We start from the raw sequence: 16,073 nt of genomic DNA on the forward strand, positions 1-16,073 counted from the left end.
GTGACACACCGCGCGAAATTATTCTTTCGGCGAAGAAAAATACAGGCGTGCGATGTGCGCCAGCTTGTCCGGGTTGCGCTGCGCGCGGATGCGCACGATCCGCTCGTCCTCGATCTCGAAGGTCTGGGCCGATTCGAGTGCGCCGTCGACGAAGCGCAGCAGCCCGGGCTCGCCGTTGATCTCGACCAGCTCCATGCGCACCGCCGGCCCCAGGCGGCGCCAGAGCGCGAAGTAGAGCTGCGCCAGGCGCTGGCTGCCGCGCAGGATCTTGCTGAAGCTCTGCACCTTGCCGCCGCCGTCGCCAATGAGTTCGACGTCCTCGGCCATCAGCGCCTTCAGGTCCTGCAGGCTGCCGCGCGCGGCGGCGTCGGCGAAGGCGCGCAGCAGGCGCTGGTGCGTTTCGCGCGGCACGCTGAAGCGCGGGCGCCCCTCCTGCACCTGCGCCTTGGCGCGGTGCACGAGCTGGCGGCAGGCGGCCTCGCTCTTGCCGAGCGTGCGGGCGATTTCGTCGTAGTCGGCGTCGAACACTTCGCGCAGCAGGAAGGCGGCGCGGGCCTCGGGCGCGAGGCGCTCCAGCACCGCGAGGAAGGCGACGGAGATGTTGTCGGCGCGCTCGAGCAGCTGTTCGGGGCTTTCGGGCGCATCGGTCAGCACGGGCTCGGGCATCCAGGCGCCGATGTAGTGCTCGCGCTGGACCTTGGCGGCGCGCAGCCGGTCGATCGACAGGCGGGTGACGACGGTCACGAGCCAGGCTTCGGCGCTGTCGAAGCTCGCCTTGTCGGCTTCGTGCCAGCGCAGCCAGGCGTCCTGCACGACCTCTTCGGCCTCGGCCATGGAGCCGAGCATGCGGTAGGCGATGCCCTGCAGGCGGCTGCGGTGGCTGTCGAAGGTGAGGGTCGGGTCGTCCATGGCCATAAGACGGATGACGGCCGAGGTTTGTGACAACCCCTAAAGAGAGGGTGGCATTTCCGGCAGGGCCGCCGCGCACGGCCGCCCCTCGCAGGGGGCTGGCGAAGCGACACGAAGCGCGCGCAGCCTTGGGGGCGAACAACAGCTATGCGCCTTGGTATTCAGGCTTGGGGCCGAGGGTCGCCGCGATTTCCTTGCGGTACCGGTTCAGCTCCTGCACGGTCTTGAAGCTGCGGTTCATCAGCAGGCTCAGGTTGTGCAGGATGCGCTCGCCGACCTTGGTTTCCCAGACGGCGTCGAACTTGATCTGCTTGTCGAGCCAGTGCTCCAGCCAGTCCGGGTCGGGCATGCGGCTCTGGATGGTGTCGTTGGGGAACAGCGCCTTGTTGACGTGCAGGTTCGTCGGATGCAGCGCCTGCGCGGTACGGCGCGCGCTGGCCATCAGCACGCCGACCTTGGTGAAGGCGGCACGGGCCTCGTCGCCGAACTTCTCCATCGCGCGCTTCATGTATCGCAGGTAGGCGCCGCCGTGGCGGGCTTCGTCCTGGCTCAGCGTGGTGTAGATGTGCTTGATGACCGGCTCGGTGTGCCACTGGGCGGCGCGGCGGTACCAGTGGTTGAGGCGGATTTCGCCGCAGAAATGCAGCATGAGGGTTTCGAGCGGCGGGGCCGGGTCGAAGTCGAAGCGCACTTCGTGCAGTTCCTGCTCGGTGGGCGCGTGCTTGGGGCTGAAGCGCTTCAGGTATTCCATGAGCACCAGCGAATGCTTCTGCTCCTCGAAGAACCAGATCGACATGAAAGCGGAAAAGTCGCTATCGTGGCGGTTGTCGCGCAGGAACATCTCGGTGGCCGGCAACGCCGCCCACTCGGTGATGGCATTCATCTTGATGGTCTGGGCCTGCTCTTCCGACAGCAAGGAAGCGTCGAACGACTGCCAGGGAATGTCCTTGTCCATGTCCCAACGGACGGATTCGAGTTGTCTGAAGAGTTCCGGATAGAGCATCAATGTCTTTCTATGGCCGCCGATTTTAGTCGGCCCGTTTGGCGCGACCATGACAGACGCGCGATGATGCGGATATACGCGCCGCTGCGGCACGGATGCACATCTCCTTTTTGAACCAGGATCCCGCGATGCGAACCCTTTTCTTATTGTCGACGCTCTGGCGATGCGCCCCCGCGGTTTCCCTCGTGGCGGGCCTCGTTTCGATGCTGCCGGCCCACGCCCAGACAGCCTCCGCGGCACCCGCTCCGGCAGAGGCCGCGGGATGTCCTGCAATCCTGCAACACACCTTCCCAAGGCTGCAGGACGAAAAACCCCAGTCTTTGTGCCAGTATTCCGGCAAAGTGGTTCTGGTGGTCAATACGGCCAGCTTCTGCGGTTTCACCCCGCAATACAAGGGGCTGGAGTCGCTGGACATGAAATATCGCGCGCGCGGGCTCGTGGTGCTGGGCTTTCCGTCGAATGACTTCGCCCAGGAATCGGGCTCCAACAAGGAAATTGCCGACTTCTGCGAAAGCACTTTCGGGGTGAAATTCCCGATGTTCGCCAAGTCGTCGGTGCGCGGCACCGACGCCAATCCGCTGTTCAAGCAGCTCGCGCAGGCCTCGGGCACCACGCCGAAGTGGAATTTCTACAAATACCTGATCGGGCGCGACGGCAAGGTCGTACAGGCGTGGTCGAGCATGACGGCGCCCGATGAGAACGGCTTCGTGAACGTCATCGAGAAGCAGCTCGGACCCAATTGACACCGACACGTCCGGTCGTGGTGAATTTGGCGACACAAACGTTTACCAAACGAGCGGGAACCGTGCAGCGGATGCCGCGCTCCTAAATCGCGTGGGCAGCGATTGCCCACCCGTTTTCATGTTGCGAGGTCTTCCGGGTGCTTGTCGTCCGGTCGAAATCCCGAGGCGATTCTTCTCCTCCTCCCTCCCTCCCTCCTTCGCGTCGGGGCGCCTCGCAGCATTTTTGTCTTCCAGCCGCAGACGTTGAAAAGGCGCCTCGCGGCGCCTTTTTTCAGGGTTTGGTGTCGATGAAGCTGGGCCGCAGCATCAGCTTGTCGTACAGCTTGGCCAGGTTGCCGTGCTCCCCCCGCCAGTCGATATCGGGAAAGCGCAGGTCCAGCCAGCCCAGCGTGCAGCCCACCGCGATGTCCGACAGGCTCAGATGGATGCCGCTGCAGAAAGGCTTGTCGCCCAGGCCCTTGGCCATCGCGGCAATGCCGCCCTCAACCTTGTTGCGCTGGCGCTCGATCCAGGCTGCGCTGCGCTCGCCGTCGCTGCGCCCGGCCCAGGTGGCTTCCAGGCGCCAGAGCACGCCGGCGTCCATGACGCCATCGGCCAGCGCCTCCCAGGTCTTGACCTCGGCGCGCTCCCGGCCTTGCTGGGGAATCAGCTTGCCGACCGGCGAGAGGGTGTCCAGGTATTCGACGATCACGCGGGAGTCGAACATCGCCTCGCCGCCTTCCATGATCAGGCAGGGAACCTTGCCGAGCGGGTTGGAATGGGAGATCGTGGTGTCGGAGGCCCAAACGTCCTCGAGCACGAACTGGTAATCGAGCCGCTTCTCCGCCAGCACCACGCGCACCTTGCGCACATAAGGGCTGGCGGCGGATCCGATCAGTTTCATGAAGACTCTCTCCCTGCTTAAATGACGTTTGTTGAGAGTCATTTTAGGTGAACGAGGAAACCGGAGCCCGAATCGGCCCCAATCTGTCGGGACCACCCCACGGACCGGCGGCCGCCTAAAATTCGGGCATGAGCTTTTCCACCGTCTCCGCCCTCTCCCCCCTAGACGGCCGCTATGCGGCCAAACTCGCGGCACTGCGCCCGCTGATGAGCGAACAGGGCTATATGCACCGCCGCGTGCAAGTCGAAGTGGCGTGGTTCATTGCGCTGTCCGACTGCGGCTTCGCCGAATTCAAGCCCCTCACGGGCGGCGCCCGCAAGTACCTGCTGGGCCTCGTGTCCCATTTTTCCGAGGCCGACGCACTGGCCATCAAGGAAATCGAGAAAACCACCAACCACGACGTGAAGGCGGTCGAATACTGGATCAAGTCCAAGTTCGAAGCCCGGCCCGAGCTGCTCGCAGCCGCCGAGTTCGTGCACTTCGCCTGCACCAGCGAGGACATCAACAACACCAGCCACGCCCTGCAGATCCAGGCCGCGCGCGACAAGGTGGTGCTGCCGGCCATCGACGGCCTGATCACCAAGCTGCGCGAAATGGCGCACCAGTTCGCCGGCGTGTCGATGCTCTCGCGCACGCACGGCCAGACCGCCAGCCCGACCACGGTCGGCAAGGAAATCGCCAACGTGACGGTGCGCCTGTCGAAGGCCCGCGCGCAGATCGCCGCGGTGCAGCTGCTGGGCAAGATGAACGGCGCGGTCGGCAACTACAACGCCCACCTGGCCGCCTGGCCTGACTTCGACTGGGAAGCCTTCAGCCGCAAGGTGATCGAAACGCCCGCGCCGCTGGGCCTGGGCCTGAACTTCCAGCCGTACAGCATCCAGATCGAGCCGCACGACTACATGGCCGAGCTGTTCGACGCCGTCGCGCGCATCAACACGATCCTGATCGACTTCTCGCGCGACATCTGGGGCTACGTGAGCCTGGGCTATTTCAAGCAGCGGCTCAAGAAGGGCGAGATCGGCTCCTCGACGATGCCGCACAAGGTCAACCCGATCGACTTCGAGAACGCCGAAGGCAACCTGGGCCTGGCCAACGCGGTGCTGCGCCACCTGAGCGAGAAGCTGCCGATCAGCCGCTGGCAGCGCGACCTGACCGACAGCACGGTGCTGCGCAACATCGGCGTGGCCTTCGGCTACGCCACGCTGGCCTACGCGAGCCTGGCCACTGGCCTGGGCAAGCTCGAACTGAACGAGGAAGCGCTGGCCGAAGACCTCGACGCCTCGTGGGAAGTGCTGGCCGAGCCGATCCAGACGGTGATGCGCCGCTTCGGCGTGCAGGGCGCCTACGAGCAGCTCAAGGAAGTGACGCGCGGCAAGACCGTGACGGCCGAGGCGCTGCACGGACTGATCCGCTCGCTCGCCATTCCGGAGGAGGAAAAGGCCCGCCTGCTGGCTATGACCCCCGCCAGCTACGTGGGCAAGGCGGCGGAACTCGCCAGTAGAATTTAGGCTTCCTGTATCGATGCACCAGCCGCCTGAAGGCGGCTGTTTTGCGTCGGTGGTTATCTTTTCCAGCCAACGCCCCCGCGGGGCGCCAGCCAACAACATTCTCCGAGGGGCCCGCCGCTCCTCTGTTGGTCATGCGCACCCCTCTGAGACGCCTCTGGCTCAAGGTTCATCGCTGGATCGGCCTCACGCTCGGTCCGATCCTCGCACTCACCGCCCTGCTCGGCGCCGTGCTGGTGATGGCGCTGCCGCTCGACCGCCAGGCGCATCCCGACTTCTTCATCGCCCGCTCGGCCGGTGATGCCACCACGGCCGCGCTGCCGCTGGAGCCCCTGCGCCAGCACCTCGCGGCCGAGTTCGGCCCCGACGCCAACTTCACGCTGCGCCCACCGCGCAAGCCCACCGACACGCTGTGGGTGTTGGTGCGCGGCAAGTGGGAAGGCACGCTCTACCTCGACCCCGCCACCGGCGCCGAACAGGGGCGGCGCGGCACGCACGAGGGCGCCTACAACATCCTGTTCGAGCTGCACAGCAGCCTGCTGCTGGACGACACCGGCAAGGGCGTGCTCGCCTTCGCCGCGCTGGCCTACCTGTTCCTGCTGGTCACGGGCATCGTGCTGTGGTGGCCGGTGCGCTGGCCGCCCTCGCTGCGCATCGTGCTGAACCGCGGGCTGCTGCGCGGCTTGTTCGACCTGCACCGCACCGGCGGCGCGGTGCTCGGGCTGCTGATCGCGGTGTCGGTGGCCACGGGCGCGTACATGGCGTGGCGGCCGCTGGGCGATGCCATCTCCCGCGCGATGGGGCAGCAGCCGCTGAAGCCGCCGGTGATCGCCAAGGGTGCGGCGGCCGGCCCGCGCCTGCCGCTGGACGAGCTCGTGGCCCGCGCCCGGCAGGTGTACCCGGGCCAGCCCATCGGCTTCATCCAGGTGCCCGCCAAGACCAGCCGGCCGATGCGGGTGCGCTTCCGCCTCTCGGACGACCCGCATCCGAACGGCATCGGCTCGGTGTGGCTGAACCCTGTGACGGGCGAGGTGCTGGCCGCGCGCAAGTGGCAGGACCTCGACGCGGGCAACGGCGCGGTGGCGGTGATCTACCCACTGCACACCGGCGAGCTGGGCGGCCCGCTGCACGAGACGCTCACGGCGCTGCTGGGCCTGGCGCTCGGCGGCCTGGGCCTGAGCGGCGTCTGGCTGTGGTGGCGCCGGCGCGCCGTGGCGAGCGCCGCCCGCGACAACGACACGCTTGCCCGAGGCAGGACGGCGCCCTGAACGGCTCCACGCCGCGCGCGACCCACTTCTTCACCATCAAAAAACCGCAGGAGGAATCTCCCTTGTTGTTCACACGCAAACGCACAGCCATCGCGATGGCGCTGCTTCCCCTGAGCCTGCAGGGCTTCGCCGCCGAGGCCGAGCCCGCTGCCGCCGACGCGGCCAAGTCGCTGGAAACCGTCACCGTCACCGGCGACTGGCTCGGCAGCCCCAGCGAAACCAAGGTGCTCGAGCATCCCGGTGCCCGAAGCATCATCGAGCGCAAGCAGATCCAGGAAAGCGGCTCGTCCAACGTGCGCGACGTGCTGCGCCAGATGCCCGGCGTGCAGGTTCAGGAGAGCAACGGCACCGGCGGCAGCGACATCTCGCTCAACGTGGGTGTGCGCGGCCTGACCTCGCGGCTGTCGCCGCGCTCCACCGTGTTGCTCGACGGTGTGCCGCTGGCCTACGCGCCCTACGGCCAGCCGCAGCTGTCGCTGGCACCGCTGTCGCTGGGCAACCTGGAAGCGGTCGACGTGGTGCGCGGCGCGGGCTCGGTGCGCTACGGCCCCCAGAACGTGGGCGGCATCATCAACTTCGTGTCGCGCGCGATCCCGAAGCAGTTCTCGGGCGAGGTGAGCGTGGGCGTGGAAAGCGCCGGGCACGGCGGCGGCACCAAGACCACGCCCAACCTCTTCATCGGCGGCACCAACGAGAACGGCCTGGGCCTGGCGGTGCTGTATTCGGGCACGCACGGCGACGGCTTCCGCCAGAGCAACGACCACACCAGCATCGACGACCTGATGCTCAAGGGCGCCTACCGCATCTCGAAGACCGACGACGTCGCCGTCACGCTGCACCACTTCGAAGGCAAGGGCCGCATGCCCGGCGGCCTGACGACGGCGCAGTTCGCGGCCAATCCGTTCCAGTCGGACCGCCCCTTCGACGAGTTCACCGGCCGCCGCACCGACGGCTCGGTGAAGTACACGCACAACGACGGCATCAACAAGTTCGAGATGCTGACCTACTACACGGACTCGTACCGCAGCAGCTTTCTCGAGCAGGAAGGCACCGGCGCAAGCAGCGGCCGGCGCCGCCTCACCTCGGCGCCGCGCAACTACAAGACCTTCGCGGTCGAACCCCGCTACTCGCGCCTGATCGATTCGGGCAGCGTGGTGCAGGAAGTCAGCGTCGGCTACCGCTACCTGAAGGAAGAGGCCTCCGAAGTCGCGACGCGCAGCGCCTACTACCAGCCGCGCCCGGGCTTCGACGCCTTCGGCCTGGCCAACCCGGCCTACCAGACCAGCAAGGGGGGCACGACCGCGCACGCGTTCTACATCGACGACCGCATCGACTTCGGCAACTGGACGATCACGCCCGGCGTGCGCCACGAATCGATCCGCTCGTTCAACGACGTCTACAGCCTCACCAACGGCCGCGTCACCAACGCGATCTACCCGAAGATCGACTCCGACGAATGGCTGCCCACGCTGTCGGTGCTCCATCGCATGAGCGATCGCTGGTCGGTGTTCGCGAACGCGGGTGTCTCGTTCGGGCCGCAGCAGTACGCGCAGCTCGCGCAGTCGACCACCGGGCTGCACCCCGAGAAGGCCAAGACGTACGAGATCGGCACGCACTACAAGGGCGAGGCCTGGAGCGGCGAGCTCACGCTGTTCAACATCAACTTCGACAAGGAGCTGCTGCTGGCGCGTTCCATCACCGGCGACGTCGGCCAGTGGACCGACCTGGGCGCGACGCGCCACCGCGGGCTGGAGTCGGCGCTGCGCTACGACCTCGGCACGCTGAGCGACTCGCTCAAGGGGCTGTCGGTGTCCGGCACCTACACGTACACGCAGGCCATCTCGAAGGCCGGCGCCTTCGCCGGGCGCGATCTGCCCTTCTATTCGCGCCAGGTGGCGACGCTGGGCGCGCGCTACGAGCGCGGGCCGTGGACCTTCAACGCCGACATCTACGCGCAGTCGAAGCAGCGCTCGCCGGGTTCGCCGGACGACGGCGCAAGGTACGTCACGCTGGAAGACGCGACCGGCCGGCTGGGTGACATCCCCGGCTACGCCACGATGAACCTGCGCGCGGCCTACGACTTCGGCCCATCGATGCGCAACCTGAAGCTCGCGGTGGGCGTGAAGAACCTGTTCGACCGCCGCTACTTCAACCGCTCGGTGGACAACAACGGCGGCAAGTACGTGGGACAGCCGCGCACGGTCTACCTGCAGGCTTCGGTGGCGTTCTGACGCACGCCGGGTGCGCGATCGGGCCCAACTAATACACTCGCGCACCCATGGCCCTCAAATCCACCATCTTCAAGGCCACCCTCGCGGTGGCCGACATCGACCACGGCTACTACGCCGACCATGCGCTGACCCTGGCGCGCCACCCCAGCGAGACCGACGAACGCATGATGATCCGGCTCGTCGCGCTCGCGCTCAACGCGCACCAGCTGCAGGACGTGTGCAACGGCGACGGCACGCTGGCCTTCGGCGCCGGTTTGTCGAACGTCGACGAGCCCGACGTCTGGCTGCGCGACTTCACGGGCGAAGTGAAGATCTGGATCGAGGTCGGCCAGCCGGAAGACAAGCCCATCATCAAGGCCTGCGGCAAGGCGGACGAGGTGATCGTCTACTGCTTCAACCACGCGGCCGAGATCTGGTGGCGCGGCATCGAGAACAAGCTCACGCGGCCGCAGAACCTGAAGGTCTATCGCGTGCCAACGAATGCCTCGCAGGCGCTGGCCGCGCTGGCGCAGCGCAGCATGCAGCTGCAGGCGACGATCCAGGAAAACACGCTGACGCTGGGCGACGGGGTGAACAGCATCGACGTCGAGTTGCTCAAGTGGAAGTAGGCCCGCGCGGCTAAGCCGCCGGCATCATCGCGCCGCACTGCCAGCACTGCTCGAAGCCGCCTTCGACCTGCTCGCCGCACACGCACCGCCAGCTGCGCTGCGGGCGGTGCTGCAGTTCATGCAGCAGGCGCCTGGCCAGGTCGAACTGGGTTTCGTCGTCGATCCAGATCTCGGGCAGGCACTGGTCGGGCGGCAGCTGGCCCATCACCGCCCCGAGGAATTCGCGCTGCACGGTGGCGGCCACGCCCTCTTCGCGCAAGGCGTGCACCCACACCGCCGCGATCGCGAGGTTGGGGGCTTGCGCGAGGCGGCGCATGCTCAGGGCGCCCAGTTCTTCTCGTCGTCGGGGTCGAATTCGGGCTCGGCCGCGGATGGCGGCGGGGGCTCGGCTTCGCGTGCGCGTTCGGCATAGCGGTTGAAGCGCCAGGCGGAATCTTCCATCGTGATGCGGCGCCACGTGGCGCGCTTCTCGACGGGCGTCATGGCGGGCCAGTGCTGCACCTCGTCGAAGCTGCGGCCGCAGCCCTTGCATTCGTCGTCGCCCTGGCTGGTCGAGCAGATCGCGATGCAGGGCGTGTCGGGCGTGCTCTCGTACCAGGCCATCCACGCGGCCCAGGCCTTGGGCGGGAAACCGAGCTCGTCGACCTCGTCCTCGTGATGGAAGACCATGAGCGCGTAGACCTCGGCCAGCGCGCGCAATTCAGGGCCGAGCGTGACGCCGTCGGGCGACGGCGTCTTCTCTCGCCAGTGGTTGATGGCGGCCTCGATGTCGGTGATGTGTATGGCGGCCATGGGGCATGAAAAAGCAGCGGACGGCGATCATAGTCCGGCAATGTCCCGAAGCGGCGAAGGGACAAGATTGCTACCAAAACAAGAGCGTCGCCACCAATGTTCATGCGCCTCTTGAAGCGGTTCTCTTTAAATCTCTGAAAACTTTCGATTGCGCCGCCGCGAACTTCGATGCTCTAATTCCCCCACGAAGGGGAGTAGCTCCCGACCGCTGTCCACCGCAGCGCGAATCGTCAGGTCGTCAATACGAAGCAAAACACTTCCGGCCTGTCGGACAACGTACGTGCACTCGCACGCAGCGCTGTCGAGCGAGACCTTCGATTTGAACCTGTGCAGGTTTGGTCGAAGCGTCGTCAGTCTCTGGAGCCCCCGGTGTCACCCGGCCTTCATTCCTCGCTTTCGACCTTCCCTGCATGGGATGAATCGAAACGCATCTGCATGCGCCTCCGTCGTCGCCTCTGAAGGGAGAGACAGGGGCGCGAAGACAAAAGAGGAATCTATGGAAATGTTCATGACCCCGGAGTTCTGGGTCGCGGTCGGTCAGATCATCATGATCGACATCCTGCTGGGCGGCGACAACGCGGTCGTCATCGCGCTGGCCTGCCGCAAGCTGCCGCCGGCCCAACGCACCAAGGGCATCCTGTGGGGTACCGCCGGCGCCATCGTGCTGCGCGTGGTCCTGATCTTCTTCGCGCTGACCCTGCTGGCCATTCCGTTCCTGAAGCTGGTGGGCGCGATCCTGCTGCTGTGGATCGGCGTGAAGCTGCTGGCCCCCGATCATGACGACGCACACGGCAACATCACCGGCAGCGACAAGCTCTGGGGCGCGGTCAAGACCGTGATCGTGGCCGACCTCGTGATGAGCGTGGACAACGTGATTGCCATTGCAGGTGCCGCCCAAGGTGCAGGCGACAGCCACCAGATGCCGCTCGTGATCTTCGGCCTGCTCGTGAGCATCCCGATCATCGTCTGGGGCAGCCAGCTGGTCATCAAGCTGATGGACCGCTTCCCGATGATCATCACGCTGGGCGGCATGCTGCTGGGCTGGATCGCCGGCACGATGGCCGTGTCCGACCCCGCGCTGGCGAACAGCGCCGCCTGGACCTGGGTGCCGAAGGTGCCGCAGACCGACGTGGTCAAGTACGCCGCCGGTGTGGCCGGTGCGCTGCTGGTGCTGGCGATCGGCAAGTGGGTGGCCGCGCGGCATGCCCGCAACAAGTCCGAAGAACAGGCGGTGACGGCCGGCTGAACGCCGGTGGTCGCTCCCCTGCCCCGAACTTCGTGTCCGAACCAGTCTCTGTCACTCTAACTACCTGAAGGAGCACCCATGGAAAAGGTCATTCTTTATGTCGACGACGTCACCTACGCCTGTGAGCAGTTCGCCGAACTTGCGCCGGACGCGAACAGCGTCGTGGCACGCCATTGGGTGCTGGTGGCCTGTGCGCCGCGCATGACGCATCGCATCAGCAAGTGGGTGAGCCACAGCGCGCGCGAGAACTGGCGCGCCAAGTGGTTCAGCAAGGTGCAGGCGCAGATGCTGCCGCTGCTGGAGCGCAATGGCGGCCAGGTGACGCCGGTGCTGGCCAAGGGCCCGCTGGCCGAACTGACGGCACAGCTCAAGCGCGAGCATTCGGCCGTCCACGTGGTCGATGCGCGCCGCCCGAAGATCGGCGTCGACCTGGAACCGGTGACGCCGGAGCAGACACCGGCCCACCAATCGGGTTGGGCCTTTCCCGGCGCCGTGATGGGCATGGGTGCGCTGCTGGTGCTGGCGAACGAGCTGGCCGAGTAAGGCAGGACGAGACTCCCTCGGCGAGCCCCGGTACGGCAACGCACCGGGGCTCGTTGTTTTGCAGGCCCTGGGGTATCCTGCCTGCCATATGCGCATCATCCTCAAATGGCTGCTCAGCGCCGTCGCGCTGCTGGCGGTGGCTTATCTCTACAGCGGCGTCCAGGTCGCCAGCTTCGGCTCCGCGCTGATCGCGGCCGCGGTGATCGGCCTGCTCAACATGGTCGTGCGGCCGGTGCTGGTGGTGCTGACGCTGCCAGTCACCGTCATCACGCTCGGGCTGTTCCTGTTCGTGATCAACGCGCTGCTTTTCTGGGCCGCGTCGGGGCTGCTCGGCGGCTTCCACGTCAACGGCTTCCTGGCCGCGCTGATCGGCTCGCTGCTGTATTCGCTGCTGGGGCTGCTGATCGAGGCCGCGCTGGGCGGGCTGGTACCCGGCAGGCGCTGAGCGGAGCCGCTACTTCAGCGGCGGCTCGGCCGCCTGCTCCTTCACCAGCACTTCCACGGCCCGTGCGCGGGTGTCGACGATCGACGCCTCGTAGTGATCGACCACCTTGGACTGGCGGATGATTTCCTGGGCCGCCTTGAAGCGGTCGCGCGCGGCCGGGTAGTCGAGGATCGCCACGTTCGCCTCGGCATCGGCGCGCACCGCGCGCAGCGTGTCGTTCTGCGCGCCGTAGAGGGTGGCGAGCGCATGCCACGCCCCCGCATCGCGCGGGTTCGCGGCGACCCAGTCGCGCAGCACGGGAACCATCGGTGCGGGCTGTCGCATTGCCGCCGCGGCTTCGGCCGCGAGCAGCATCTCGGGCCGCTCCTTCGACCTGGCATCGAGCAGCGCGGCCGCCTTCGGCGCTGCGCCCGCGGCCAGCTCGATCTCCGCACCGAGCCAGCGCGCCTGCTTCGCCGCGGCGGGATCGTCCGCCGTGCGCGCGGCCAAACGCTCGGCCATCGCGCGGGCCGTCTTGTAGTCGCGCATTTCCCTGGCCGACAACGCCGCCGCGTACAGCGTGCCGGCCTGCTGGGCCGGTGAACTCTTCGCGAACTCGCCGCTGGAGGCGGATTCGACCCAGAGCCGGAGCACGTCGACGCCCGGACGCGTCAGCACGCGGGCGCGCGAGGCGATCATGGCGTGGTCCATCGCCAGCGGCACCGGCGGCGCCGCGTCCATGCGGAACTGAAAGCGGCCCTGCATGTCGGAGATGCGCTCGGTGGTCAGCGGATGGCTGCGCAGGTAGGGGTACGAGCCGTTGTCATTGAGGCGCGAGGCGTACTGCAGCTTCTCGAACATCGCGGCCGCGCCCTGCGGCGCGAAGCCGGCCTGTGTCATCACGCCGAAGCCGATGCGGTCGGCCTCGCGCTCCATGTCGCGCGAGAAGCTCAGCTGGTTTTGCGCAAAGAGCGCCTGGCTGCCCATCATCACGGCCTGGCCGGCATCGCCGTTGCGGCTCTTGCCGGCCGCGATCATCCCGAGGATCAGGCCGGCGAGCATCAACGGCATCTGCTTGCCCTGCCGGGTCATGATGCGCGAGATATGGCGCTGCGTGACGTGCGAAAGCTCGTGCCCCAGCACCGTGGCCAGCTCGTCGCGGCTGCCGACCGCGGCGACGAGGCCGAGGTTGAGCCCCAGGTAGCCGCCGGGCAGCGCGAAGGCATTGATGTTGCGGTCGCGGCCCAGCAGGATCGTCCAGGCGAAGCGCTCGTCGAGCTCGGGCGTGAGCTCGCCGCGCGCGCGGGCCGCCGCCAGCAGGCGCTGCCAGATGTCCTGCACGTAGGCGGCGATCACCGGGTCGTCGATGTAGTCGGTGTCGCGGTACAGCTCGCGGGCGATCTGGTCGCCGAGGTGGCGTTCGGCGCTGGCCGTCATCTCGCCGCCGTCGCCGAGGCCGGGCAGCACCTGCATCTGCGCCAGGGCCGAAGTTGGCAACAGCACCTGTGAAGCTATCAGGAACGTAGCGCACAGCGACCGCAGGGCGGGCTTCAGCTGGCGTTTTCTGGGGTGTCGTGGAGTCAAGCGCGGCATTCCTCGTCTGTGGCTCGGGCTCGTATGATGCACCTCCAACCCGATCGTTCACACATGAGCTCTCTCACCCATTTTGACGCCCAGGGGCAGGCCCACATGGTCGACGTGGCCGCCAAGCCCGCCACCCACCGCGTGGCCGTGGCCACCGGCCGCATCGAGATGCAACCGGCGACGCTGGCGCTGATCGAGTCCGGAACGGCCAAGAAAGGCGACGTGCTCGGCATCGCACGCATCGCGGGCATCCAGGCGGCGAAGAAGACGAGCGACCTGATCCCGCTGTGCCATCCGCTGGCATTGACGCGCGTGGCGGTGGCGTTTGCGATCGCCGATGCGGGGGCGGCGCCTCAGGTGGCCTGCACGGCGACCGTCGAGACCGTCGGGCCGACGGGGGTGGAGATGGAAGCGCTGACGGCGGTGCAGGTGGCGCTATTGACGATCTACGACATGTGCAAGGCGGTGGACCGGGGGATGCGGATTACCGATGTGCATGTGCTGGAGAAGCATGGGGGGAAGTCGGGGAGCTGGGTGGCGGGGTAAGTCACCGGGCAAGTCCCCGATGTTCAAGGCGCCGGCGCATCGCCCGCAGGCTCCTCGAGCCAGCGATTGAACGCCGCGGGAAAGGCGATCCTGAAACGCTCGGCCTGGGCCCGCGCTTCGTCTTCGCGCCCAAGCAACTCGGCGCTTTCGATCAGCTTGGTGATGACGCGCGGCTCCGGTGAAAAGTGCAGCGTGCGTTCGGCGAGTGCGTGCATCCCTGCCGCGTTGGCAGGAGTCACCGTCGTGAGCGTCAGTTCGGCAAAACCCACCTGGCGCCCGAAGAGCCACGAACCTCGCAGCTTGGCGAGCGTGTCGTCTTCGTACGCCGGCAGGCGTTCGCTGCGCGGCATATAGATCTGGCTGATGCGGATGTAGTCCCAGCCTGCGTACACGACGATCGCCATGAGCGCTGCCGCAGCGAAGGCAGACACCCCCCGCACCTTCGGGAATCGGGCAGGCATCCGGCCCGGCCAGAGCATGCCGAGACACAGGCCGAACACCAACTGGAACGGCCCGTACCAGAGCGGGTACTCGAGCAGGCTGTGCAGCACGACCATGGCCAGCACGCCCCAGGCCATCAGGCGCGCCGGATCGCGCTCGCGCCAAGGCCTGGCGGCAAGCACCATCCAGACGAAGCCGCCGCAGATCAGCACGGCCGCGGGAATGCCGAGCTCGACGGCCAGGTGCAGGGGCAGGTTGTGGGCGTTGTCCAGGATTTCGGAGAATCGCGGGCCCGGGTACAGCGTGCTGTAGTGGGCAAAACTCAGTTCGCCCCAGCCCCAGCCCGTCCAGGGACGTTCGGCAATCAGCGCAAGCACGTTGTGCCAGAGGATCAGGCGGCTGTGGTCATCGGGCGCACCCTTCTCGAGGCGCTGCAGCATTCCTTCCACCCCGCCGCCAGCCACCAGGTGCGGCAGCACCCAGCAGATGGCGAAATAGAGCGGAATCGCGGCCAGCAGCGCGGCCGGTGGCGGCAAGCTGAAAACACGAGGGCCGGCCGATGCAGGAACACTCCGGCGCTCCCTCCAGGCGATAACACTCGCGACGCCGATGATCGACAGCAGTTGCAGCAAACCCGTCCGGGAGGTTGATGCCGCCTGGGCTGCCAGCAACAGCAAGGCAGCAATTACAAGCCCGCGCCGTTTGCGCGGCGAAGCCTGCACGGCGTAGAGCCACAGCGCCGCGACGAGCGCCATGCTGATCAGCGTGGCGAACTGGTTGCGCTGCCTCAGGTTGCCGTAGGCCTGGCCGAGCGGGGGTGAGGTGGTCCAGGGGCCCAAGGGCTCGGCGAGGCCGTAGTACTGGAGCAGGCCGAGGACGGCGCTGACCAGGCCGGCAACGAGCAAGCCCATTGCCAGCCCCCTCGAAGTGGCCGCCCCGCCGCGCGCCATCCCCGCCCCCGCGCAAGCTGCCGCCGCCATGGCGGCGAGCACCACCATGGCGGGCAGCCACGAAGCAGCTGTGGCGTATGGAGAGGAGAAAAGCACGACCACCGCCGTTGCGATGCCGAGCCAGGCCCAGATGCCGCGCGCCGGCACTGCGGGAGGAATGGCCAGAAGCATCGCCGCGAGGCAGACCCAGGTGGCAAGCAACTGCCAGGCCTGGACCGAAGGACCGGCCACGAGCGGGCAGAGAAATGGAAACGCGACCAGCCCGGCGCGTACGGCGCCGATGGGTTTCGAAGAGAGAGCGACGGCCTCGGCAGGCGCTGCGCAGGAAGTCATTCCGCCGATTGTGCCGACCGGGCGAGCCGACGAATGGCCGTGGACGGGAGACGAGCGGCTTTGC

The 16,073-nt window shown here is 67.1% G+C and carries 16 protein-coding genes; 9 read left to right on the forward strand and 7 right to left on the reverse strand.

The window, feature by feature from the left end:
- Positions 1-18 precede the first annotated feature (18 nt).
- Positions 19-909, reverse strand: coding sequence for an RNA polymerase sigma-70 factor (locus ACEN9N_RS23790; protein ID WP_495654663.1), 891 nt, complete (start codon positions 907-909; stop codon positions 19-21).
- Positions 910-1,054: 145 nt separating this feature from the next.
- Positions 1,055-1,912, reverse strand: coding sequence for a ferritin family protein (locus ACEN9N_RS23795; protein ID WP_042672690.1), 858 nt, complete (start codon positions 1,910-1,912; stop codon positions 1,055-1,057).
- Positions 1,913-2,040: 128 nt separating this feature from the next.
- Between ACEN9N_RS23795 and ACEN9N_RS23800 the strand changes: the two genes are divergently transcribed.
- Positions 2,041-2,655, forward strand: a complete 615-nt coding sequence (locus ACEN9N_RS23800; protein ID WP_007828791.1) for a glutathione peroxidase — start codon at positions 2,041-2,043, stop codon at positions 2,653-2,655.
- A 271-nt stretch (positions 2,656-2,926) separates the two neighbouring features.
- Here ACEN9N_RS23800 and ACEN9N_RS23805 read toward each other — a convergent pair whose 3' ends face one another.
- Positions 2,927-3,538, reverse strand: coding sequence for a glutathione S-transferase N-terminal domain-containing protein (locus ACEN9N_RS23805; protein ID WP_007828789.1), 612 nt, complete (start codon positions 3,536-3,538; stop codon positions 2,927-2,929).
- Positions 3,539-3,666: 128 nt separating this feature from the next.
- Here ACEN9N_RS23805 and purB point away from each other — a divergent pair, with 128 nt between their 5' ends.
- The 4 genes from purB (at position 3,667) to ACEN9N_RS23825 (ending at position 9,150) form a co-directional block, all read left to right on the forward strand.
- On the forward strand, positions 3,667-5,046 hold the full coding sequence (purB, locus tag ACEN9N_RS23810; RefSeq protein WP_007828788.1) for an adenylosuccinate lyase: 1,380 nt from the start codon (positions 3,667-3,669) through the stop codon (positions 5,044-5,046).
- A 131-nt stretch (positions 5,047-5,177) separates the two neighbouring features.
- Entirely contained in the window at positions 5,178-6,311 is a 1,134-nt protein-coding gene (locus ACEN9N_RS23815; RefSeq protein WP_495654664.1) for a PepSY-associated TM helix domain-containing protein, read from the forward strand.
- A 95-nt stretch (positions 6,312-6,406) separates the two neighbouring features.
- A complete protein-coding gene (locus ACEN9N_RS23820) occupies positions 6,407-8,542 on the forward strand; it encodes a TonB-dependent receptor family protein (RefSeq protein WP_495656418.1) in 2,136 nt (711 codons plus the stop codon).
- Positions 8,543-8,589: 47 nt separating this feature from the next.
- Positions 8,590-9,150: a YaeQ family protein gene (locus tag ACEN9N_RS23825; protein WP_007828784.1), complete on the forward strand. Its 561-nt coding sequence runs from the start codon at positions 8,590-8,592 to the stop codon at positions 9,148-9,150.
- A 10-nt stretch (positions 9,151-9,160) separates the two neighbouring features.
- Here ACEN9N_RS23825 and ACEN9N_RS23830 read toward each other — a convergent pair whose 3' ends face one another.
- Both ACEN9N_RS23830 and ACEN9N_RS23835 read right to left on the reverse strand, forming a co-directional pair.
- Complete coding sequence (locus ACEN9N_RS23830; protein WP_413314231.1) at positions 9,161-9,466, reverse strand: putative signal transducing protein; 306 nt, start codon at positions 9,464-9,466, stop codon at positions 9,161-9,163.
- Positions 9,467-9,468: 2 nt separating this feature from the next.
- Complete coding sequence (locus tag ACEN9N_RS23835) at positions 9,469-9,942, reverse strand: DUF3717 domain-containing protein (protein WP_007828781.1); 474 nt, start codon at positions 9,940-9,942, stop codon at positions 9,469-9,471.
- 496 nt (positions 9,943-10,438) lie between these two features.
- On the opposite strand from ACEN9N_RS23835, the gene ACEN9N_RS23840 reads away from it, so the two are divergent.
- From ACEN9N_RS23840 to ACEN9N_RS23850, 3 genes are all read left to right on the forward strand, one after another.
- On the forward strand, positions 10,439-11,188 hold the full coding sequence (locus ACEN9N_RS23840; protein ID WP_042672689.1) for a TerC family protein: 750 nt from the start codon (positions 10,439-10,441) through the stop codon (positions 11,186-11,188).
- 78 nt (positions 11,189-11,266) lie between these two features.
- Complete coding sequence (locus ACEN9N_RS23845; RefSeq protein WP_007828775.1) at positions 11,267-11,731, forward strand: hypothetical protein; 465 nt, start codon at positions 11,267-11,269, stop codon at positions 11,729-11,731.
- 88 nt (positions 11,732-11,819) lie between these two features.
- The gene (locus ACEN9N_RS23850) at positions 11,820-12,176 is read left to right on the forward strand and encodes a phage holin family protein (protein WP_007828766.1); all 357 of its coding nucleotides are present in this window, start codon (positions 11,820-11,822) and stop codon (positions 12,174-12,176) included.
- A 9-nt stretch (positions 12,177-12,185) separates the two neighbouring features.
- Here ACEN9N_RS23850 and ACEN9N_RS23855 read toward each other — a convergent pair whose 3' ends face one another.
- Positions 12,186-13,748 carry a M48 family metalloprotease gene (locus ACEN9N_RS23855; protein ID WP_413314229.1) on the reverse strand — a complete coding sequence of 521 codons (1,563 nt, stop codon included), beginning with the start codon at positions 13,746-13,748 and terminating at the stop codon, positions 12,186-12,188.
- Between the two features lie 54 nt (positions 13,749-13,802).
- On the opposite strand from ACEN9N_RS23855, the gene moaC reads away from it, so the two are divergent.
- Positions 13,803-14,285: a cyclic pyranopterin monophosphate synthase MoaC gene (gene moaC, locus ACEN9N_RS23860; RefSeq protein ID WP_007828763.1), complete on the forward strand. Its 483-nt coding sequence runs from the start codon at positions 13,803-13,805 to the stop codon at positions 14,283-14,285.
- A 23-nt stretch (positions 14,286-14,308) separates the two neighbouring features.
- On the opposite strand, the gene ACEN9N_RS23865 is transcribed toward moaC, so the two are convergent.
- Positions 14,309-16,009 (reverse strand): PglL family O-oligosaccharyltransferase, encoded by a 1,701-nt coding sequence (locus ACEN9N_RS23865; protein ID WP_495654665.1) that lies wholly within the window; start codon positions 16,007-16,009, stop codon positions 14,309-14,311.
- Between the last annotated feature and the right edge of the window lie 64 nt (positions 16,010-16,073).

The sequence above is a fragment of the Variovorax sp. Varisp46 genome (assembly GCF_059491885.1).